This is a genomic window from Xanthomonas prunicola (assembly GCF_025266575.1).
Lineage (GTDB): Bacteria > Pseudomonadota > Gammaproteobacteria > Xanthomonadales > Xanthomonadaceae > Xanthomonas > Xanthomonas prunicola.
Map to the genome: position 1 here is coordinate 527,115 of NZ_CP096142.1, position 19,995 is coordinate 547,109.

At 64.0% G+C, this 19,995-nt stretch carries 18 protein-coding genes; 2 read left to right on the top strand and 16 right to left on the bottom strand.

What is annotated here, in order from left to right:
• Positions 1-91 precede the first annotated feature (91 nt).
• A complete protein-coding gene (locus M0D43_RS01895; protein ID WP_252164936.1) occupies positions 92-1,813 on the bottom strand; it encodes an ATP-binding cassette domain-containing protein in 1,722 nt (573 codons plus the stop codon).
• Positions 1,814-1,907: 94 nt separating this feature from the next.
• Entirely contained in the window at positions 1,908-2,966 is a 1,059-nt protein-coding gene (locus tag M0D43_RS01900) for a phosphoenolpyruvate carboxykinase (ATP) (RefSeq protein WP_252163303.1), read from the bottom strand.
• 190 nt (positions 2,967-3,156) lie between these two features.
• Here M0D43_RS01900 and M0D43_RS01905 point away from each other — a divergent pair, with 190 nt between their 5' ends.
• Both M0D43_RS01905 and M0D43_RS01910 read left to right on the top strand, forming a co-directional pair.
• The gene (locus M0D43_RS01905) at positions 3,157-4,653 is read left to right on the top strand and encodes a B12-binding domain-containing radical SAM protein (RefSeq protein ID WP_252163304.1); all 1,497 of its coding nucleotides are present in this window, start codon (positions 3,157-3,159) and stop codon (positions 4,651-4,653) included.
• Between the two features lie 57 nt (positions 4,654-4,710).
• Positions 4,711-5,925, top strand: coding sequence for a nucleotidyltransferase family protein (locus tag M0D43_RS01910; RefSeq protein WP_252163305.1), 1,215 nt, complete (start codon positions 4,711-4,713; stop codon positions 5,923-5,925).
• Between the two features lie 103 nt (positions 5,926-6,028).
• Here M0D43_RS01910 and M0D43_RS01915 read toward each other — a convergent pair whose 3' ends face one another.
• The 14 genes from M0D43_RS01915 to M0D43_RS01980 all read right to left on the bottom strand — a co-directional run bounded on the left by M0D43_RS01915 (position 6,029) and on the right by M0D43_RS01980 (position 19,766).
• Positions 6,029-7,141, bottom strand: a complete 1,113-nt coding sequence (locus tag M0D43_RS01915) for a glycosyltransferase family 4 protein (protein WP_252163306.1) — start codon at positions 7,139-7,141, stop codon at positions 6,029-6,031.
• Positions 7,138-8,268, bottom strand: coding sequence for a glycosyltransferase family 4 protein (locus tag M0D43_RS01920; RefSeq protein WP_252163307.1), 1,131 nt, complete (start codon positions 8,266-8,268; stop codon positions 7,138-7,140). Before M0D43_RS01920 ends, M0D43_RS01915 begins: the two co-directional genes overlap by 4 nt.
• A 121-nt stretch (positions 8,269-8,389) precedes the next feature.
• Entirely contained in the window at positions 8,390-9,088 is a 699-nt protein-coding gene (locus tag M0D43_RS01925) for a class I SAM-dependent methyltransferase (RefSeq protein WP_252163308.1), read from the bottom strand.
• On the bottom strand, positions 9,085-10,320 hold the full coding sequence (locus tag M0D43_RS01930) for an amidohydrolase family protein (protein ID WP_260807780.1): 1,236 nt from the start codon (positions 10,318-10,320) through the stop codon (positions 9,085-9,087). Before M0D43_RS01930 ends, M0D43_RS01925 begins: the two co-directional genes overlap by 4 nt.
• A 12-nt stretch (positions 10,321-10,332) precedes the next feature.
• Positions 10,333-11,175 (bottom strand): class I SAM-dependent methyltransferase, encoded by an 843-nt coding sequence (locus tag M0D43_RS01935; RefSeq protein ID WP_252163309.1) that lies wholly within the window; start codon positions 11,173-11,175, stop codon positions 10,333-10,335.
• Positions 11,176-11,461: 286 nt separating this feature from the next.
• The gene (locus M0D43_RS01940) at positions 11,462-12,301 is read right to left on the bottom strand and encodes a Wzz/FepE/Etk N-terminal domain-containing protein (protein ID WP_252163310.1); all 840 of its coding nucleotides are present in this window, start codon (positions 12,299-12,301) and stop codon (positions 11,462-11,464) included.
• Between the two features lie 44 nt (positions 12,302-12,345).
• Positions 12,346-13,479, bottom strand: a complete 1,134-nt coding sequence (locus M0D43_RS01945; protein WP_252163311.1) for a hypothetical protein — start codon at positions 13,477-13,479, stop codon at positions 12,346-12,348.
• Complete coding sequence (locus M0D43_RS01950; RefSeq protein ID WP_252163312.1) at positions 13,476-14,426, bottom strand: glycosyltransferase; 951 nt, start codon at positions 14,424-14,426, stop codon at positions 13,476-13,478. The genes M0D43_RS01945 and M0D43_RS01950 overlap by 4 nt, the downstream gene beginning before the upstream one ends.
• Positions 14,423-15,676 (bottom strand): O-antigen translocase, encoded by a 1,254-nt coding sequence (locus M0D43_RS01955; RefSeq protein ID WP_252163313.1) that lies wholly within the window; start codon positions 15,674-15,676, stop codon positions 14,423-14,425. Before M0D43_RS01955 ends, M0D43_RS01950 begins: the two co-directional genes overlap by 4 nt.
• Positions 15,673-16,785 carry a DegT/DnrJ/EryC1/StrS family aminotransferase gene (locus M0D43_RS01960; protein ID WP_425510633.1) on the bottom strand — a complete coding sequence of 371 codons (1,113 nt, stop codon included), beginning with the start codon at positions 16,783-16,785 and terminating at the stop codon, positions 15,673-15,675. Before M0D43_RS01960 ends, M0D43_RS01955 begins: the two co-directional genes overlap by 4 nt.
• Positions 16,785-17,717 (bottom strand): GNAT family N-acetyltransferase, encoded by a 933-nt coding sequence (locus M0D43_RS01965; RefSeq protein ID WP_252163315.1) that lies wholly within the window; start codon positions 17,715-17,717, stop codon positions 16,785-16,787. Before M0D43_RS01965 ends, M0D43_RS01960 begins: the two co-directional genes overlap by 1 nt.
• Positions 17,704-18,657 carry a glycoside hydrolase family protein gene (locus M0D43_RS01970; protein WP_252163316.1) on the bottom strand — a complete coding sequence of 318 codons (954 nt, stop codon included), beginning with the start codon at positions 18,655-18,657 and terminating at the stop codon, positions 17,704-17,706. The genes M0D43_RS01965 and M0D43_RS01970 overlap by 14 nt, the downstream gene beginning before the upstream one ends.
• A gap of 3 nt (positions 18,658-18,660) precedes the next feature.
• Positions 18,661-19,332 carry an acetyltransferase gene (locus M0D43_RS01975; protein WP_252163317.1) on the bottom strand — a complete coding sequence of 224 codons (672 nt, stop codon included), beginning with the start codon at positions 19,330-19,332 and terminating at the stop codon, positions 18,661-18,663.
• Positions 19,329-19,766, bottom strand: a complete 438-nt coding sequence (locus M0D43_RS01980; protein ID WP_252163318.1) for a sugar 3,4-ketoisomerase — start codon at positions 19,764-19,766, stop codon at positions 19,329-19,331. Before M0D43_RS01980 ends, M0D43_RS01975 begins: the two co-directional genes overlap by 4 nt.
• Positions 19,767-19,995: the final 229 nt, after the last annotated feature.

The following is a 19,995-nucleotide window of genomic DNA, read 5'->3' on the forward strand; positions in this document are numbered from 1 at the left end:
CCCTGCACACCAAAGACGCAGACCTCACGAGTAAAACACCATGTTTTGTCAGCCACTGGCGGAGCAAGCGACCCGACAGCGTGTGACGCGCCTAGCGCATGTCGTACTGTGTGGCAATTTCCGGGGAGCTGATATGCACCTGTCCAACAGGCGCACCACCCAATGTCACGGTGCGATCGGCCACTGCGGCCAAGCTGGTGCGATGCGAAACGACAATCAGCACGGTGTATGGCAGGCGCGCGCGCAAGGTGCTTAGCACCTGATGTTCGGCATCGGCGTCCAGCGCGCTAGTTGCTTCGTCCAGCACCGCCAGGGTCGGCCGCCGCAGTAGGACCTGCGCCAGCAGCAGGCGTTGCGATTCGCCGCCAGACAGTCGCCCGTCCTTTGCATGAATCGGCGCATCCAGGCCTTGCGCATCGAGCTGCAGCCGCGCACCCAGGCCGACATCATCCAGCACCTCCCACATGCGTGCATCGGAAACACCGGGCAGCGCCCACTGCAGGCACTCGCGTACCGTGCGCTGCCACGGCCGTACGCCTTGGCCGATATACGCGCTATGTCGCACAAGATGTCGATACGTGGAAAACGTCAGCCGGCGCCCGCCCGTGTGCGCCACGAATTGCGCCGGGGGCGTCTGGCCGGAAAGCACATCCATCAGGCTACTCTTGCCCACGCCGGAGATGCCCACCACCAGCGTCATCTGACCTGGCACCAACACCATCGATTCGAGCGCGAGCCGGGGCAGCGGTGGCGCCAGCCCGATGTGTTCGATATGCAGCGCGGCCGCCAGCGGCTCGGCCGTTTCTTCCGGTGCATGTGCACGCGCAGCGCCCAGGTCCACGTAGCGGCGCCACAACTGCAGCGCCGGCCATGCCGAACGCAACTGCTGCACGCTCTGCCGCGTGGTGACCAGGTACGGCAGCAAACGGCCAAGCAACAGACTGACGGTGATCAGCGCAGCGCGATCGCCCCCCTGCCATCGATTGGCCAACACCAGAATGCCGGCGATGGCGATCACCGCAGTGAGCTCGAGCAGCAGTCGGCTGCCGGCAACCAGCTCTTGCTGTTGCGCATAGCCATATCCCAATCGCGCCGAAATGCGCTCGTAATGACTGGTTTCGAGGTCTTCGCGCTGAAACGAACGCACGTGGCGCAAACGACGCGGAAAATCTTCGCTCAGCCAGAATAACCGGGTCATATCCGCCACATAGATACGGCTGATGCGCGCCTGTGCATCGCTGCTGGAGATACGCAAGCCCAACCAAGCCAGCACCGCCAGCAACGGTGTGGCGATCAACAGCGCAGGTGCGATCAGTACCGCGATGCACACGCTCACCAGGGCAGTGATCGCCGCGACCAAGAGCTGCAGTACGGCGCTGAAGCCTTGCGTTGCGATCTCGATGTTGTAGGTGAGCACATTGGCGATTTCTGCCGAGCTGGCACCGGACAAAGCGTTCAATGGCGCGTCGATTAATGCCGCATGCACGCGTGTGCGCAGGCCGATGGCATAGCGGCTGGTCAAGCGCGCGGCCAGCCGAGCGCTCTGCCAGCGCAATGCGGCAAACAGCAGGCTCACCGCCACGAACAAGCCCGCCTGCATCGTCAATCCACCCGGCAATGCCAGGCGATAGCCAACCAGTTGCACGCTGTGGCCGGGCTGCACCAGCGGCAGCAGGCATACGGCCACGATGCTGCCAGCCAGCGCGGCGGCCAGTGATAACGCGACGTACAGCGCAATCGTCGGCATGTCCGCCGGCAACAAGGTATTGGCGAACTGGTGCAGCATGGTGCGCATGCGTTGCTGCGCAGTCATTGCCTGCAGCTCAGCCGCGCGCAACATGCAGTCCGCCGATACGCCACGACGGTCTGTGGGCCATTCGCGCCGCGGCACGCTTGCAGGCGAGCGCTCATTGCAACAGCTGCAGCAGCGCATCCACCGACGCCTGCGGATGCGTGCCACGGTACAATGTAAACATGCCGATGCGCTGCACCTGTTCGACAAACCGCTGCCAGCCGGGCTGACCGGCAGCATAGGGTTGATCGTGGGTCAGGCAGGCAGCGACTTGCTTGGCCGGTACCGCGACCAGGCGCTGCGCCGAGACGCTGGCCGGTGCCCTGGACACCATGACCACCGCATGCAACTGCATGGGATTGGGCGCGAGATGCCCATGACCATGGCGGATATCAACCTCGAATTTCTCCACGCCGCTGCGGCGCCGGATCACCGGCGATGCGCTGATCCATGCGCACGTCTGCGCATCGACCAGCGCTAGCGCTTCGGCACGCAGATGCAGGAAATTGGCGACGCCGGTGGTCAGCAAGCTCTCCGGCGCCACGAACACGCCGTCTTCGGCGATGAACTCCAGGCCATGCAACAGGCTGTGCAAGGCCAATGTCGACTTTCCCGCACCACTTGCACCGAGCAGCAACACGCTACGGCCGCGTCGACCGACGCAGGCGCCATGTAACGGCACCAGCCCGATGCCACGCGCGGCCAGCAGGAACACGGCAAATTCGATCAACTCGTAACGCACGTGATACGCATGGGCGAGCATGTCCTCCGATACCACCAGCATTGCGCGGCGCTGTGGCACCGACAGCATCAGGTAATTGCAGGCATCCATGACGCCGCACAACAGGCCACCACTGGCGTGCGTGCGTACCGCCGCCGGTTCTGCACCGATGCTGCCCGGCGCACGCGGCAGCAGGTCCAATGTGACATGAAATTCTGGCGCGCCCGGCAAGCGATGCGCGGGCAAGCCGGCATAGGCGGCATCGACCAGTGCCAGCAGCGCTTGGCTATCGCTTTGGAAATGGAACAGCGCGCCGAGAATCTGCCGGCGCACGGTTAAGCGCCGCGGACGATGTTCGCCGAACGGATCTGCCGCCACTGCAGCCCCTGTTGCACTAGCGGTGGTGACATCACTCAGCGGCGTGTGTTGCGCCCATGCAGCCGATTGCGGCATGCGTTTATCCAATGCTCGGAAATCAGCCGGTGTGTGCTGATTTTCTACAGAAAGGTTGCATCGCCCAAGGCCATGCCTGCGCACAACGCTACGCAACCAAAGGCGCCTGCATGCGCACCTACTGCTGAGCCGAATGCCGGTGTCTGCGCACGCCGCCGCTGCGCCCACCTAGCGACAGAACGAGAGCCTTGTGCAGATGCTAAAGATTCAGGTCAGTCATTCGTATTTCCTGCGTTACGACCCCAAGCAATGGGAGCGCGGCAAGCCCTACCCCCCACTGGCGACGTTGCAGATCGCTGCGCTGCTGCGCGAGCGCGGGCATGCGTTGAGTCTGTTCGATGCGATGCTGGCCGACGATGTAGAGGACTACACCCCTGCACTGCATGCGGCGCAGCCGGATCTGGTGGTGTTCTACGAAGACAACTTCAACTTCCTCACCAAGATGTGCCTGAGCCGGATGCGCGAGGCTGCCTGCAGCATGATCGGGCAAGCCCGCGCCGCCGGCTGCCGCGTGCTGGTGGCAGGCTCGGATGCGTCCGATAACCCGGATGCATTCCTGGCTGCAGGCGCGCACGCCGTGTTGATCGGCGAAGGCATCGCCCCGCTGATCACCCTGCTTGAGCGCGTCGAAGCACAGCCGGACATCGCCATCGACCAATGGCTGACAGGCGTAGCGCAGATTGCCACCAGCCCACCTGCAGGTGCGCACGTGCATCCCGGCGCGCAACCGCCGGACGCACGCCTGAGTGGCCTTCCGGCATGGGATCTGGTCGACATGCCGCGCTACCAGCGTTTCTGGCGCCAGCGGCATGGCTATTTCAGCTTGAACATGGCGGCTTCGCGTGGCTGCCCGTTCCGTTGCAACTGGTGCGCCAAGCCGATCTGGGGCAATCACTACAAGCGACGCGGCGCCGAAGAGGTGGCCGCAGAAATGATTCACCTCAAACGGAGCTTTGCGCCCGACCACATCTGGATGGCCGATGACATCTTCGGCTTCCACATCGATTGGGTGGAGACCTTTGCGCAGCAGTTGAGCGATGCCGATGGTGTGATCCCCTTCACCATCCAGACCCGGGCCGACCTTGCCAGCGAGCGCATGGCCGCAGCGCTGGCGCGCGCCGGTTGCGCAGAAGCCTGGATCGGTGCCGAAAGCGGCAGCCAACGCATTCTCGACAAGATGACCAAGGGCACGCAGGTTGGCGAAGTGATCGCCGCGCGTGAGCGCCTGGGTGCGCAGGGTATCCGCGTGGGCTTCTTTATCCAGCTCGGCTATCTGGGCGAAGAGCTCGACGACATTCTGGCCACGCGCGCGCTGGTGACGCAGGCCAACCCGGACATCATCGGGGTCAGTGTGTCGTACCCCCTGCCCGGCACAAAATTCTACGAAGAAGTGAAAAATCAGCTCGGCAGCAAAACCCATTGGCAGGACAGCGACGACCTGGCGATGATGTTCCGTGGCGCGTATGACTCGGAGTTTTATCGCAGCGTGCGCGATCTGTTACACACGCAGGTTGACCTGCAACAGGCGCGCGCCACGATGACGGATGATGCGTTTGCACAGGCATCGGACCAGCTGGAAGCGCGCTGGTCGGCCTTGATCGCCTGCGAAGGCCAGCACCGCACCGCACCGCTGACCCACAGTGCTGCGCGTGAGCCACGGCAGTTGGCCACCGTGCTGGTGAGCTAACACTGGCCCGCTCTCACTCTGTCTCCTCCATCGTTTCGCCTGACCCGGACCACGCGCATGCAGCCATCCCTTCGCACCATCAAGCACCGCCTGCACACGGCGACCGAGCGACTGGCTCAGGAGCTGGCCCAGCCGAGCGACGCCTTGCCGCAGTGGGACCGGCTGCAATGGCAGTTGGCGGCGGCAGCAGCGGCAGCACATGGCGTGTCGCCACTGCTGCAGCGCCGCTCGTTGTGGCAGAACGCCGAATGGAACGCCTTCCTGAGCGAACAGCGTGGCCATGTCGAAGACCGCCATCGGCGTATCGCGCTGCTGTTGACCCGCATCGACGCCGCTGCGCGCAGTGCCGGCATTGCGCTGGTGGGCCTGAAAGGCACCGCCTTGCATCGGCTGGGCGTGTATCTGCCCGGCGATCGCCCAATGGCCGATATCGACCTGCTGGTGGAACCGGAAGATGCGCCTGCAACGGCCGCGTTGTTGTGCGAACTCGGCTATGTCGCCTCTTTCGAACAGTGGAAGCACCAGGTCTTCAAGCCGGTGCAGGGCGAGGCCGTGGTTGGGTTGGGCGAACACCGCGATGCGCCGATCAATATCGAATTGCATACGCGCATCCAGGAACGTTTGCCGGTGAGCCGCGTGGAGATCACTGCGCTGATCCGGCCGGAGCACCCGCAACCGGGTTTGAACCCCTACCCGTCCATCGGTGCATTGATGTGTCACTTGCTGCTACACGCGGCAGGCGGCATCTGCCATCGCAATCTTCGCCTGATGCATTTGCATGATCTTGCCATGCTGGCAACGCGCATGGGGACGCGCGATTGGGAAGCATTGTGGGAAGACAGCTCCATGCCGCCATGGTGGGCGCTGCCGCCATTGCTGTTGCTGCAGCGCTATTACCGCGCAGTGGTACCGGCTGCGGTGATGGCACGCCTGCGTGGGGTCTGTCCTGCACTGCTACGGCTGCGCGCGGCACGACAAACGCTCACCGCCGCATCGTGCTCCAACCTGTGGCTGTCGGCGTTGCCGGGGATTGAATGGTCGCGCTCGCTTGGCGAGACGCGGCAGTATCTGCGCAACCGTGTGGTGCCTTCGGCAGAAAGCCGCAAGGAACGCGCGGACATGCTGCAGACGCAGTTATGGCTGCAGGATCAGCCGTGGGTGCGGCAGACCCAGGCGCGTCGCTTGATGACACGCCTGACTCGGCCGGTACCCCGCACCGACATGTTGTACGTGGTGCGTGCCGCGCTGGATGGGTATCTGCAGCCGGCGTGAAGCTGCACTAAGAGGTTTTGTGTCCAGCACGCTCCTCACTCAAGACACGAGCACACAAGATCGCCGAAGACAGTTCCCTGCGTTGCCGCGCGCATCTGTGCACTCAACGCAGTGGCCGCTGCCCACACAACTGGCGATACAGCTGCTCGAACAACCGCGTCGTCAATGCAGCATCTTCGCGGATGGCGCGGCACTGCGCCGCCCAGGCCAGACGCAAGCGCAGTTCGTCGTCGCCGAGCACCTGGCGAATGGCCTCTGCCATGCCGGCCCAGTCGCCGGGCGGCACTGCCAGTGCCGAGATCGGCGCCCATTCGACCAGGTGTCCCACGGCAGTGCCCACGGTCGGTACACCGGCAACTGCGGCTTCCAGCAGCACCAACGGTCCGGCTTCGTGCAGCGAGGACAGCACCAGCAGATCGGCCGACAGCATGATCGGGCGCAACTCGCGTTGGGTCTTGAAGCCGAGAAAACGTATCTGTTGCTGCAAGCCGAGTTGCTGCACCAGGCCTTGCATGGCGCCGTCCAATGTGTCGACGCCCACCATGTCCAGGGTGAAGGCGACGCCGGCACGCGTGAGTGCGGCCATCGCCCGCAACAAGGTGGTCTGATCCTTGACCGGGTTGAGGCTTGCCACATGCAGCAGGCGTGCGGTTGCTCTCGTTCGGGCGCGCGGCGCCGCAGGTGGCCAGGCGCGCAGATCCACGCCCAGCGGCACACGTTGCGCAGCGATGCCCAGCGCCTGCAACGCATCGATGATGGGCGTGCTGGCAGCCGTCACCTGATCGGCAAGCCGCAGGATCACCGCCTCGCGCAGACGCCCGCGCCATTTGCGGCGGCCGCCGTAGCCGATGCGATGCAAGGCGACCAGCTCGCCGCCAGCGATATGCACCACGCTGGGACGGCGTAATAACTTGGCAGCGATCACCGCGATCAAACTGCAATAGCCTGAAAAAATGGCCTGGATCACATCGAACGGCGCGCGCCGGTGTTCGTCGGCAATGGCCGCGATCGCGCGCAGCCTTGTGCGGCGCGCGCCAATGTTATGCACGGTCGCGCCGCGCAGGCTCCAGGTGCCTGGCTGCGGTTCTTGATGCAGCACGAACACGTGCACCTCATGGCTGCGTGCCAGCCAATCGATCAAGCTCAGGAACACCGGGATCACGCGGACTTCCCCGCTGCGATCCACACCACCCGGGACCACCAGTGCCAGTTTCATGTGGTGTGCTCTGGTGTGGTCGTGAGTAATTGGGTGTATGCCTGCATCCAGCGCTGGCCCACTGCAGCAAATGACAGGCGTGCATCGAAATGTGCGCGCACCTGAGCGCGTGAGGGACGCTGCCGGGACACGCGTAACAACAGGTCCGACAATGCCGATGCATCGCCCACCGGCCACAACTCGCCCACTGCCCCGTCATCGCTAAGCGCACGGAACGAGGGGATTGCGGTGAGCAGCGGCAGGCAGCCGCAGGCGTAGGCTTCCAGCGCGGCATAACCGCAGCTTTCCGTATGGCTGGCAGAGACGAACAGGTCGGCCGCGCGCAACAGCTCTTGCACGCGTGCATGCTCGACCTTGCCCAGCAACTGCACGCATCTCGCCAACTGCGGGTCGTCGCGCAGACGCTGTTGCACCTGCTCCAACAGCGGAGCCTTGTCGAAGACGCACCACAATCGCAACCCGGGCACCATGCGCGCAACCATGGCAACCGCATCGAGCATGCAGAGCGGGTCCTTGGCCGGGCTTAAATGCCCGATCCACAGCACACACGGATCGCCGTGCAAGCGTGTCTGCTCGCGTGCCTGCAATCGATCACCTGGGGTAAAGCGGCTGCTCGATTCGGGGATCGCAAACAACTGCGCGCTGCGGCGGAACAAGCGCGCACGCGTGAACGGCTGCGCCAGCGCCAGCGAGGTGAACGCGATGCCGTTCGCGGCGGCATAACGTGCGCGCCACAGGCTTCGATTCCACCAGCGCGGCGGTCGGTTGGCGTGATCCTGCAGCAGGATCGGCAGCTGCGGCAGCAGGCGCGCCAGACGCCGCGCATCACCGGCGAATTCCAGACCGTGCACATGCAGTACATCTGCATCGATCTCGCGCACCAAAGCGGCAAGCGTGCGCGCACGGCCTGCGCTGCCACGCTGTTGCAGATCGGCAAAGCGGTAGTGGACACCCTGGCGGCACAGCTGGATGTTCAAGGCAGATGCCTGGATCACCGACACGCGCACGCCCGCGCTGGCAACAGCCTCGGCGATGTCGGCCAGCGATGGCCAGTGTGCGAACACCTGCTCCGCGCTCAGGCCATCGGGCGTGGGAACCAGGTTCAGCTGTGCGACGTGCAGGCTCATGGAGTCGATAGCGCTTGCACGTCGACCAACGTGACGATGACGCCGTGCGCTGCGCTCGTCGCGTGCCACTGATGGGCAGCCCCTACCTCACAGGCAGCCACTGCCGCGTGCAACTTCTTGCTCACGCGACGCGTCGCAGCCGCAGCACCAGCGCTACCGGCACCTGCAAGGCCGCCTGATCGAAACGCGCGCCGGCCGGAATATCCGCAGGGTCCAGCATCGGCTCGGCAACGGCTTCGATTGCAAAGCCGAGTGCGGTGCACGCCGAATGCCAGTGGCTGTAGAGATGCTGGGTATGCCGCACCGCGTAATGCTGCCCGTTCGCCTTGAAATCGCGGCGCCAACCCAGCGCGTGGCCGATCGGATGCACGTCGCTGCATAGCACGATGCCACCGACGCGGGTAACGCGATGAAGTTCTTCCAACGCCGGCCACAGCCATTGCAGATGCCCCACGACCAGGCCGCATACGCTGAGATCGGCCACAGCATCGGGCATCGGCAATTGATCCACACTGCCTTGTTGCAAGCCAATCCGTCCGACCGGCCACGCCTGTGCCAGTTCGGCGCCGGCGCGTTGCAGCATCTGCGGCGACAGATCGACACCGGTCACGTGCCGCGCGCCGCGGCGCAATGCGTGCAGCATGTAGCGGCCGCTGCCGCAGCCAGCGTCCAGTACGTGCTGGCCCTGCAGGTTGGCCGGCATCAATGCGAGCATGGCGCGTTCTTCAGCCAACATCACCGGGTTGTGCGCGTGCGGCGGATAGGCATGGGCCCACAGTGCGTACGCGGCGGCGGGTTCGAGCACCGGCACTACGCTCACGAACGCGCTCCGTTGGCAGCCAGCGCATGCGCCACCTGCGCGGCGGCCTGCGCCGGTTGCTCCAGCGACACGCGCTGCAGGCCAGGCTCGAGCGCTAGCACCGCCGGGTCGGCCAGTGTGGCGTCGAGTAATTTGGGCCGCCCATCCAGCAGCACCGGCACCGTCTGGATACCTGCCGCGTCGAACCACGGCGCAACATCTGGATCGGCAATGCGTGGTTTGCCATCGCGGATCACTGCACGCAAGTCGCTACGGTCGCACCCGATGATGCTGCTGGCCGGCTCGCCACCACGGTCGCGCACGATCAGCAAATCTGCAGCGGCACCGGGTGCGATACGCCCACGGTTTGCCATGCGCAGGATGCGTGCGGAATCACTGGTGACCATGCCAAACAGAAGATCCGGCGCCAATCCGGTCTCGCTGGCGATGCGCAGTTCTTCCAGCAGGTCGCGTGCGCCGCTGATGCGCGAATCGCTGCCCAGCGCCAGCCGGCCCGCCGTGCACAAGCGCCACGGATCCAGCGTGCGACCGAGCAGCGCTTTATTGCTGGACGGACACCACACCACGGCGGCGCCACGCGCGATCACTCGCTCGATATCCTGCTCACCCATGCCCACGCCGTGGATCAACACCGTGTTGGCGGCCAGGCAGCCGAGCCGGTCGAGTTCGTCGAGCTCGGCACGCGCCACCGCGTCGGTGCCTTCGGCCAGATGGATCATCCAGGGATACGCGGCTGGAGTTGCGGCGAAGCTGCCTTGGACTGGCGGACCGTAGCCGGTCCAACCCAACGCGTAGCTCCAGCCGAATTCACGCAGCACGCTCACCGGGAAATTCGCTTCGTCCAGCGTGGCGTGCCATGGGTCGTGCTGGGCCACGCAGGTGACACCCGCCAACAGGTTCTTCAAGCCACCATGGCGCAGCCGCACCGCCTTGGGCACGCGCAATGCGGCGGCGACATCTGGGTGCTGAAAATGCGCCTGAAATGCCTCGATCCATGCATAGCTATTGACGAACGGCGCGGTCTGCGGCAGCGGCGGCACGCCGTTGACCTGCAGATGCTCGTGCGCATTGATCAGGCCCGGTGCGAGCACATGCCCTTGCAGATCCAGGCGCAAGGTGCCGGTGCCGAGCGTGCCGCCGAAGCGGCCAGCGTGGATTGTCACTGCGGTGCGCGACGGACCCGCTGGTGTCATCGCGCGCGCGCCTTGCAGGCAGACATCAGCCATGGCCATCGGCATCTCCACTCAGCGCTTGCGCATCACGATCAGAAAGTGATCGCCCATGTCGCGCAGCAGCGGCAACCCGCCCAGCCGATCGTCACAGCGCCCCAGGCGCGCGGCCAGGCGCGGGTTGCGCTCGCAGAAATCGACCAGATATGGCGGCGGCAGGAACAGGCTCAAGGCGCGGTAACTCTCCAGCACGAAATGCGTTTCGAATGCGCGGTAGAACTCGCGCGGCAGGTGGTACCAGGTCCAGATGGTGTGGCCGTTCATGCCCACCGCAATTGCCCCCTTGGCTGCACGCACCGCGGCGCGCTTGAAGCGCCCGCGCAAGGCGTAATGGCCGATTTCCCATGGGCAGATCCGCCCGATCACCGAAAACACCAGGCAGCCATCGGCGCGCAGCAGACGCGCGCATTCGGCGGCGACGGCTGGCAGATCCGGCGCGCAATTGAGCGGGCCGAAATTGGAGTACATGCCATCGAAGCTGCCTTCCAGCCGATCGAGTTGCTGGATGCCGACATGTGCAGCGCTGAGGCGTTCTTCCAAACCTTGCGTTGCCGCGCGGTGGCGGGTGCGCTCGACCATTGCCGGTGACCAGTCGGTGGCCAGCACGGAATACCCGCGGCGTGCGAATTCGCCGGCATCCAGGCCGGTACCGCAGCCCAGATCGATCAGCCGCGAACCCACCGGCAGCTCCGCAGCCACCGTGTCCCACAGCGTGGTGCGCATGCGCTGGATCAGCGCGTTGTTGCCGCGTGGGCCATCGTAGTCGGGAGCCACGCTGTCGAACGCACGTTGCGTCTCCAGCAGCTGCTCCGGCGCAACCTTGCCGCCCCGCGCCGCATGCTCATTGATTGACGACATGCGCAGCCTCCCACACCAGTCCCGCTATTCTCACGACGCTCTCCGGACGCAACGCCGCCAACGTGGCATCGCTTGATAGACCCGTGAGTGCCAGGTGCTGTCGGTTTGGTTGCAGCGTGGTGGCTGATGGTCAAGCCGGCTCAGGCGATCACGCTCGACACGAGTGGGCTGGCTCGACGCGCCGTCATGCGAGGTGCGGTCTACCTGCCGCGCGCATCGCACTTTGCACTTGCGTAAAGCGCGAATTTCAACCCATCGCCATTGTGCCGATGGTCAACTGCAACGATTAAGCGCCAGCGTGTGCACGGCGACGTACCGCATTGCGCAGCACCGCAACCAGCACGCCCAGCCCTGCCCCGGCCAGCAGGCCGGCTGCCCAGGCGGTGATCGCATTCGGATACGCCTGGCGGTCGGGGACGTATAACGGCCACGCCAGCGAGGTCTGGTAGGTGTAGCGCGCGGTTAGACGTGCGACCAGATCATCGCGTTCAGTCTTCAAAGCGCGGATGGTGGTGTTGCTATCGGTCAACAACACACCGGCGAGTACTTGCGCAGGAGTGGCAGTGGAACTGCCCTGCGCGACTTGCAACTGCTTCTGCAGCTGCTCGCGGTTAGTGGTTGCCGCGCGCAGATCGTCGCTCAAGCCTTGCAGCCGGGTGCGCGCGAGCGCGAGCGCGGCCGCATTGGTGTCGCCATGCAATGTCTGCAGTTGCGTCACGGTGGCCATGGCCAGCATGCGCGCCTGCTGGGGCGACTCGGCCCGGACGGTCACACCGATCAGGTTGGCGTAGGGGTCCGGGTCCGGCTTCAGGCTGCCGCGATAGAGCTGCGCAGCGCGGCTAGTCAGCGGCACCTTCGCCTGGCGCAACACCGCATCCTGAAACTGCCGCGTTTTCATCCGATCGATCACGCGCTGGAACGGTTCGACCTTGGGGTCACGGCCAGCAGGTGTTGGACCAATCTCGCCGACCTGGATCCACGCGTTGGCTTCCCATTGCGGTTTGGCCAGGCGGGTAAAGGCGAAGGTCAGGCCCAGCACCACGACCAGCGCTGCCGCTGCCCAGCGCCATTCGCGGCGCAGGATGCGCCACAGGTCGATCAGATAGATTTCGTCGTGTTGATTCATGGGATGCGGCTCGGCAACGGGGCGATGGATGGCGTGCTGCGCGCTTACGCGGCAACCGGATGAACAGACAGGCGGCTCGGCAACAGCAGCGTGCAGGCATGCAGCACCAGGCACAGCGCGATGAAACCGAAGTTGGTCCAGGTGAACGCCTGTGGTGCGAAGGGCGACATCAGGCAGGCATAGGCGATGCGCAGGAAGATCAGCACATGGAAGATCGACAGCGAGCCGTTGAGCCGACGCACGCTCCATACCAGCCCGGCATATAAGGCCAGCAATGCCAGCAATGCGCCCGGAGCGCCCCACGCCATCAAAAAAGGAAAGAACTCGGTGCCCACATTGATGTTGGGCGCATCCAGCGGAATGCTGGTGCCAGCGGTTGCAATCGAGCCGCTGAACGGCACCAATTGATTCACCAGGAAACTTGCGTTGACGTAGCCCTTGGCCAACATCGCGCCGAAGTTGTACGGCCCGGCACTGATGTAGAGCAGCAGCCATTGCACGCCCTGCGGCATGGCGCGATAGAACGCACTGAATGGCAATGCCACCGTCGCCAGGGAACCGGACCGCAACGTACCAAGGACGGAAAACACCCCGCCACCCGCAGACACCAGCAGACCGATGGTCTTCCACGGCAGGCGGCGCGCCGGGTCGCGGCGCAACAACATCACCAGCACGAACGAGAACAGGCCGGCGAAGATGCGGTTGCGGTCGATCACCACAATCGGAAAAACAAAGCCCAACGTCACCATCGCCGCGCGCAGCCCGCGATGGCGCACACACAGCAGTGCGATCGGTGGCAGGATCCAGCACATATTGGAGATGTGCCGCACGTGCGAATGCAATGGGCTCAAGGTGGCATACGACGATGGATCGCTGAACAACGGAATCGGAAACAACACCACGTCGGCGATGCAGAACAGCGTCACCGCCGCGGCCAGTGCCATCGCCAGAAACGCGTCGCGGGTACCGGCGTAACGGTAGGTGCGAAAGCGCTCGACCGATGGCAGCTGCGTGCGCAACACCACATCGAGCCCGCAGGTAGCCGCTGCAGCAAGCGCCAGCAGCACGATGCCTTGCAGGTAGCCGTCGGGTAGCGCGTAGGTCAGCCACGTCAAGGTGCAGCTGAGCAGCATCGGCAATGCCAGATAAGTCGCCGGACGGCGCAGCAGCGTACTCATGCAAGCTTCGCCGCACGTGCGGCGCGCTTAGGCCGCCATCTCGCAGGTAACGACAACCAGGCATAGGCCAATAGAGACATGACCACCTGATGCGGCCGGCGCCGCAGAAACGCCACCTTGGCTGCGATGTACTGCGCCTGCGCACGCAGCAGCCTGCGATCAGGTTCGCCGAACAATGGCGCGCAACGCAGCGCCACCTGCCGCGACTCGCGCAGGTTGGCGATGCGTGCCGGCACATTCACGGTCTTGCTGAGGTTGGCGCCATGCAGGCGGTAAGCGCACACCGGCAGATCGACAAAACCCAGCGCATTGCGCGCGGCCAGACGCAAGAAGAAATCCCAGTCTTCAATGCGCAGCGATTCATCCCAGCCGGTGCGCGCATCGAACGCACTGTGCCGCAACAGCGCAACCGCGCCGCTGACCGCCCATTGCCGTATTACCGCACGCCGGATGCCGGACTCGGAGCGATATAAGTCTGTATCCACCCCGTGTAGATCGCGCATGGCGCTGCCATGCAGCAGTTGTCCGTGCTGGTCGACCACACAGGCATCGCCAATCACGGCGCATTTTTGCGGATGCGCGCGTAGGTAACGCACCTGCGCGTCCAGCCCGCCCGGCAGCAGGTAATCATCGCTTGCGCCAAGCCGCAAATACTCTCCCCGCGCACGCACTGCCAGTTCGTTAAGCGTGGCGGCCACACCACGATTCTCGCGTTGCACGAACTGCACCGGTAGCCGATGCCCATGGTCGCTGATCCACTGGCTGATCTTTTCGCCGGTGGCATCGCTGGAGCCGTCGTCGATGATGACGATCTCCTTGCATGGATACGGGTCCTCCAAGACGCTGTCCAGGCAGCGCTGCACGAAACGCTCATGGTTGAACGCCGGAATCAGCACCGACACCAACGGCCAGCGTGCACGTGCCGATGCGGGCGTCTGATCGATCATGCCGTCCGTTCCAGATAGCGCCGCACCACCACGATGTTGAACACCAGATACAGCACGTAATTGGCGGCGAAGGCGTACATCGCACCGATCAGCCCGAACTGCGCCGTAAACACGTACACCAGTGCCAGATAGCTGGCTGCAAAAGCACATTCGGAGATCACGAACAGCCGGGTCATTGCCTTGGCCAGCATCACGTACGACAGCACGAAGGCGGCGATCTTGATCACGTCGCCCAGCAACTGCGGGCCGTACAGCGGCGCTGCAGCGGCAAATTGCGTATCGAACAGCAGCCAGGTCACCCAGTCACGGCACACGTAAACGCCGAGTGCCATCACGATCACCGCCGGCATGACGTAGCGGTATGCGCCACGCAGCTCCTGCCCCAAGGCGGCAGAACCGCGCAGCGAGGCCAACTTGGGCAAGTAGTACACATTGATGGCGGTGGTGAAGAACAGCAGATAGGCATCCGAGACCCGGCTCACCGCCTGCCAGTAACCGACTTGCTCCCAGCCGAATTGCAGCGCCAGATGATCGCGCACCAGGATGGTCACCAACTGCGGCACCAGCGTAGAAGTGAGCGTCATCACCGAAAATGCAGCCAGCTGACGGGTCATTTGTGCATCGAAGCGCATCCGCCACATCGCAGGCTGAAAATAGGGACTACGCCGCAGCGCCGGGACCGCCGCAAGCAGCCACAGCACTTGGCCCAGGACAAGCGCCAGCAACGCCCCATGTAACTGCGCCCGGCTGGAGAGCCACGCTACAAGTGCAACGCTCAGCACGGCGCCGGACACTTGTACGAAGGCGAGCCGCCGCACATCCATGAAGCCGTTGATCAGCGCCAGCATGTAATTGAGCAGTGCGATTCCCAGCTGCGCGATCGCCAACACACAGATCAGCGGGCGGTAGCTCGCATCGCCCAGCAGGCGCTCGGCAATGGCTCCACTGAGCATCATCGCCAGCAGTGCCATCACGCAGGCTGCGCAGAACACATACCAGAGCGCCGCACTCAGCAAGCGCGCCAGCGCGGGCGCGTCGTCGCGGTACTGCGCCACATACTTGACGATGCCGGCACTGATGCCGCCACCGGCCAGTACCGCCAGCACCGACATCAGGTTGAGGAACTGGCCAAGCCGGCCCACACCCTGCGGCCCGGCATAGACGGCGACCAGCTTGACCACGACCAATGCCGCCAGCAGCTTTGCCAGCGTTGCAACGCCGGTGTAGGCGCTGCTGCGCACGACATTCATGTGCCGCAGCCGAACGACTGGCAGGCGGCGATCACCTGCGCAACCGCTGCATCATCCAGCGCCGGCCCCATCGGCAGGCTCAGTATCTCCTGATGCAAGCGCTCGCTCAGTGGCAGACAGGCTTCGCCCAACGTGGCGTATGCGGGCTGCCGGTGAGGCGGCACGGGATAGTGAATCTGCGTCTGGATGCCCTGCCGCAGCAGATGCGCCTGCAAGGCGTCACGCTGCGGGCTGCGCACCACGAACAGATGCCAGACGTGCTGCTGCTCGGCCACCAGCGTGGGCAACACGATCAAGGGGTTGTCGATACCTTGCAGGTACCGCTGCGCCACCGCGCGCCGCAGCGCGATCTCTTTTTCGAGATAGCCCAACTTGACACGCAAAAATGCAGCCTGCATTTCATCCAACCGCGAATTCACGCCCTGGCAGAGGTGGTGATACTTCACTTCCGAGCCGTAGTTACGCAGCGTGCGAATCCGCTCGGCCAGGCGCGCGTCTGAGGTCGTCACTGCGCCACCATCGCCCAGCGCGCCAAGGTTCTTGGTCGGGAAGAAACTGAACGCCGCTGCATCGCCGAAAGCACCGGCGCGTCGCCCCTGTGCGCTTGCACCGTGCGCTTGCGCGGCATCTTCGATCAGCAGCAGGCCGTAGCGGTGGGCCAGTGTTTGCATGGCCTGCATATCGGCCAGCTGCCCATACAGGTGCACCGCCATGATGGCGCGCGTGCGTGGCCCGATGGCCTTCTCCACCCTGGCCGGGTCGAGGTTGAAGGTGATCGGGTCCGGCTCCACCGGCACCAGCACCAGATGGTTCTGGCTGATCGCCAGAAACGTCGCGATGAAGGTGTTGGCCGGTACGATGATCTCGTCGCCTTCGCGCAGAACGCCCAACTCGCGGTAGCCGCGCAGGATCAATGCCAACGCGTCCAGCCCATTACCCACGCCCACTGCATGGTTGGTGCCGCAATAACTGGCGAATTCCTCTTCGAACGCGGCCAGCTCCTTGCCGAGCACATACCAGCCGGAATCGATCACGCGCGTCGCAGCGGCTTTGAGTTCATCCGCATAGCGCGCATTGACTACGCGCAAATCCAGGAAAGGCACATCCATTACAACGTCCATCGATAGAAATCCTGCACCACGGCGCGCGCACCGAAGCGTTCCTTTTGTTCCACCAGACCTGCGTTGAGCACCTGTCCGCCCTGCTCGGTCGAGATGCCAAAGCTGAAGTAGTCGCGCTGCGCATACACATCGGTGATCAAGTCGGCCAGCAGCAGACTCAGCGCATCCAACCGGCGGCCCTGCTCGGACACCGCCAGATACTGGGTATGCACACTGCGACCGAAATCGAACACCAACGCCCCTGCCACCAACTGCCCGTCAGCGCGCGCTTCATGCAACACAATCTGCTGCTCAAACCGGCCTTGCAACAGTTGTAGTTCATCCAGCCGATGCGTCGGCGCTACGCCATGCCGCTGCAACACCTGGGTCAGCAGGGCATGAAACCCATCGAGTTGGTTCCCGCGCTGGATTCGCACGCCGGCCTTGCGTGCCTTGGCGATGGAACGCCGCCGCTCGCCACTGAAGGCAGGCGGCTCGCGCAGTGCAATCGCCGACGACAGATCGCGTCGATAAAGCTGCGCGCCAACCCGATGCAGCGCGTACAACTCCTCTTCAGCCGGATACGCATGAAAGATATGCGGCACCGGCTTATAGACAATCTCGCGCACACCAAGCGCACGGTAGTGCGCGGCAATGTGTTCGAACACCTGCAAGGTCCCGCCTGCACGCAGCGCCATCGACGACAACAGCCCGGCATAGGTCAGCCCGGCATGGCTGCTGACGGAATCGCCCTGGAGATTCGCCGGGAACACCGCGACCACCTCGCCCCCACGTTCGACGAGCAAGGACGCATCCATAAAACGCGCGGCGTGATAGTCCATGTAGCCGCGCCGATGCAGCAGGGTGCCATTGCGCGAGGACGCCACCAGCGCGTCCCACGCAGGCGCATCGCCTGGCGCGTACGACCTAACCGAAAACATGGCAGCCCTGTGACTCCACGGGCAACGCCGCATCGGCCAGGCCGAAGCCGGCCTGCCCCATCGCATTGCCGTTGTAGAACATCAACACGCGCTCCCCGTGTTGAATCAAGGCCGGGTAGCACAGCGTCTGCGCATCCCAGCCGTCATCCGATAGCGCAAGCCCCAGCTGGCTATCGTCGCGCTCCCAGTGCACGCCATCTTCGCTGAAAGCGATGCCGGGAAAGTAGCCTCCGTGGATATCGCCACGGGTGAAATACATCAGATAGCGCCCGCCAAGCCGGTACACGCGCGGGCGCCCGATGCGATATTCATCGCCGTGGGGACGCAGGCACACCGCATCATCGGTGGGAATGCAACGCAGGTCATCGGTCTCTGCGTAACGGATGTGGTACCGCGGATACGGCTGGCCACCGATCGTTTCCCAGTCGTCGCCCACCGCGTACCACAACCGCCAGCGACCCTCTTCGTAGCGCGCCGAATGCACCGCGGCAATCGTGCTGCGTCCAGGTGCGCGATCCAGCAAGGGCGTTTGCTGCCGACGCTGAAAGCTCTCGCCACCATCGCTGGACACTGCCAGACCGGTAAAGGCGAGAAACTTGGCCTTGGCCACGCGCTGGAAACCGACATAGAACAGGTACAGCCCGTCCGGCCCGGCCACCACATCGCCCAGGATCATACCGTTATCGTCGAAGCATCCATCGCGGCCGATGTCGAGCACCGGCTGCTTGCTGATGCCAAGGATCTGCGTCGGTGCATCGGCGCGTACATCCACATAGCCAATCCGGCTCACGCCTTGGGCATCACGGAAGCCGGCGTACACCCGCAGTACCTGCGCACAGAGACGGTGCGGGGTGGGCGTCAGTGCGGCATGGTGCATCCAGCCGCCTATGCCATCACGTGCGACATCGAACACCAACCCGCGTTTGCTCCATGCAAACACGCTTCAGAGCTCCACGTCGAAGCTGGATCTGCCCGCCACCGCGCGCGCCGGCGCGCCCACGTAGACGCGTGCGGCTTCGGTATTGCGGGTCACCAGCGCGCCGGCACCGATGATGTTGTCTTCGGCAATGCGCACCTTGTCGCTGAGCGTGGCGTTGACGCCGATAAAGCTGCCCTGGCCGATCTCGCAATAGCCGGAAATCACCGCATGCGAGGCGATGAACACATGATTCTGGACCACCGTGCGGTGACCGATATGGTTGCCGCTCCACACCACGCAGTTGTCGCCGATGCAGGTGAATGGCTGGACGACGTTACCCTCGAAGATGAAACAGTTGGCACCGATCTGCGCGTTATGCCAGACGAACGCGCGCGAACTCACATAACTGGCGCAGCGATAGCCGCGTTGCACCACGTCCTGAAAAAAGCGCGTGCGCAGACGGTTGAGTTGGGTGGCCGGAATCGCAACGAATACGTCGTAGTGCTGCGGCGGGTAGTGTTGCTCCAGTTCTTCGTAAGCCACCACTGGCAGCTCGGCCAACGTGGGCTGCAACAAAAAGGCGCGTTCCACGCTGAAGGCCACCACGGTGTAGTCGCTGTCATGCTGGAAGTATTCGCAGGCGATCTGTGCGAATTCGCCAGCACCGATGATCACCAAGTGTTTAGGGGCGCTCATGCTTCCAGCCTGCAGGCGTGCGCCTGCGTGCCATTGCGCACTTCGCTCACGAATTGGTCGTAATCCAGGATGTAATCGCCCGGGTCGTAGAACTGGTCGGCGAGCACCATCAACACGCAGTCGGCACTGAAGCGGTACAGATCGCGCCACACCATGCGGCCGAGCAGCAGGCCTTGCGAGGGATCGTCCAGCACCACTTCGCTGGGACCATGGCCGTTGCCTTCGTCGAGCAGGATCGTCACCGAGCCGTGCAAGGCCACTGCAAATTGATTGAGCTGGCGGTGCGCGTGCTGGCCGCGATGCACGCCGTGGCGCGTACCGAACAGGTAATACACGCGGCGAATCTCGAACGGGACATTGCGCTGCTGCTCCAACGAAATGAGCAAGCCGCGATCGTCACCATGGGTGTGCAACTGGATGCGTTCGATGACCATGATCGGAGAGGCGTAACCGCTGACTGCACGTAGTGCGACATGCCTGAGTGCGCCGGGTTGCGCGAAAGGTTGCGCGGTCGCGGCCCCTGCGAAGCGATGTACGCGCAAGCGCAATCGAACGCTTCGTACCAACGCGGTATGCAGCGCGTGCGAGCGATGTGCACAGGCGATGCAACCTTTTTCCGACATCGCCGCACCCATCGGTGCACGTTCACCTGGCCGCCGTTCG

Excerpts from the sequence above, each read along its gene's own strand:
- M0D43_RS01920 (WP_252163307.1), bottom strand. The coding sequence starts at position 8,268 with ATGAGCCTGCACGTCGCACAGCTGAACCTGGTTCCCACGCCCGATGGC.
- M0D43_RS01895 (WP_252164936.1), bottom strand. The coding sequence starts at position 1,813 with ATGACTGCGCAGCAACGCATGCGCACCATGCTGCACCAGTTCGCCAAT.
- M0D43_RS01975 (WP_252163317.1), bottom strand. The coding sequence starts at position 19,332 with ATGAGCGCCCCTAAACACTTGGTGATCATCGGTGCTGGCGAATTCGCA.
- M0D43_RS01935 (WP_252163309.1), bottom strand. The coding sequence starts at position 11,175 with ATGTCGTCAATCAATGAGCATGCGGCGCGGGGCGGCAAGGTTGCGCCG.
- M0D43_RS01965 (WP_252163315.1), bottom strand. The coding sequence starts at position 17,717 with ATGTTTTCGGTTAGGTCGTACGCGCCAGGCGATGCGCCTGCGTGGGAC.
- M0D43_RS01910 (WP_252163305.1), top strand. The coding sequence starts at position 4,711 with ATGCAGCCATCCCTTCGCACCATCAAGCACCGCCTGCACACGGCGACC.
- M0D43_RS01955 (WP_252163313.1), bottom strand. The coding sequence starts at position 15,676 with ATGAATGTCGTGCGCAGCAGCGCCTACACCGGCGTTGCAACGCTGGCA.
- M0D43_RS01980 (WP_252163318.1), bottom strand. The coding sequence starts at position 19,766 with ATGGTCATCGAACGCATCCAGTTGCACACCCATGGTGACGATCGCGGC.
- M0D43_RS01950 (WP_252163312.1), bottom strand. The coding sequence starts at position 14,426 with ATGATCGATCAGACGCCCGCATCGGCACGTGCACGCTGGCCGTTGGTG.
- M0D43_RS01915 (WP_252163306.1), bottom strand. The coding sequence starts at position 7,141 with ATGAAACTGGCACTGGTGGTCCCGGGTGGTGTGGATCGCAGCGGGGAA.
- M0D43_RS01900 (WP_252163303.1), bottom strand. The coding sequence starts at position 2,966 with ATGCCGCAATCGGCTGCATGGGCGCAACACACGCCGCTGAGTGATGTC.
- M0D43_RS01960 (WP_425510633.1), bottom strand. The coding sequence starts at position 16,785 with ATGGATGTGCCTTTCCTGGATTTGCGCGTAGTCAATGCGCGCTATGCG.
- M0D43_RS01945 (WP_252163311.1), bottom strand. The coding sequence starts at position 13,479 with ATGAGTACGCTGCTGCGCCGTCCGGCGACTTATCTGGCATTGCCGATG.
- M0D43_RS01940 (WP_252163310.1), bottom strand. The coding sequence starts at position 12,301 with ATGAATCAACACGACGAAATCTATCTGATCGACCTGTGGCGCATCCTG.
- M0D43_RS01930 (WP_260807780.1), bottom strand. The coding sequence starts at position 10,320 with ATGGCCATGGCTGATGTCTGCCTGCAAGGCGCGCGCGCGATGACACCA.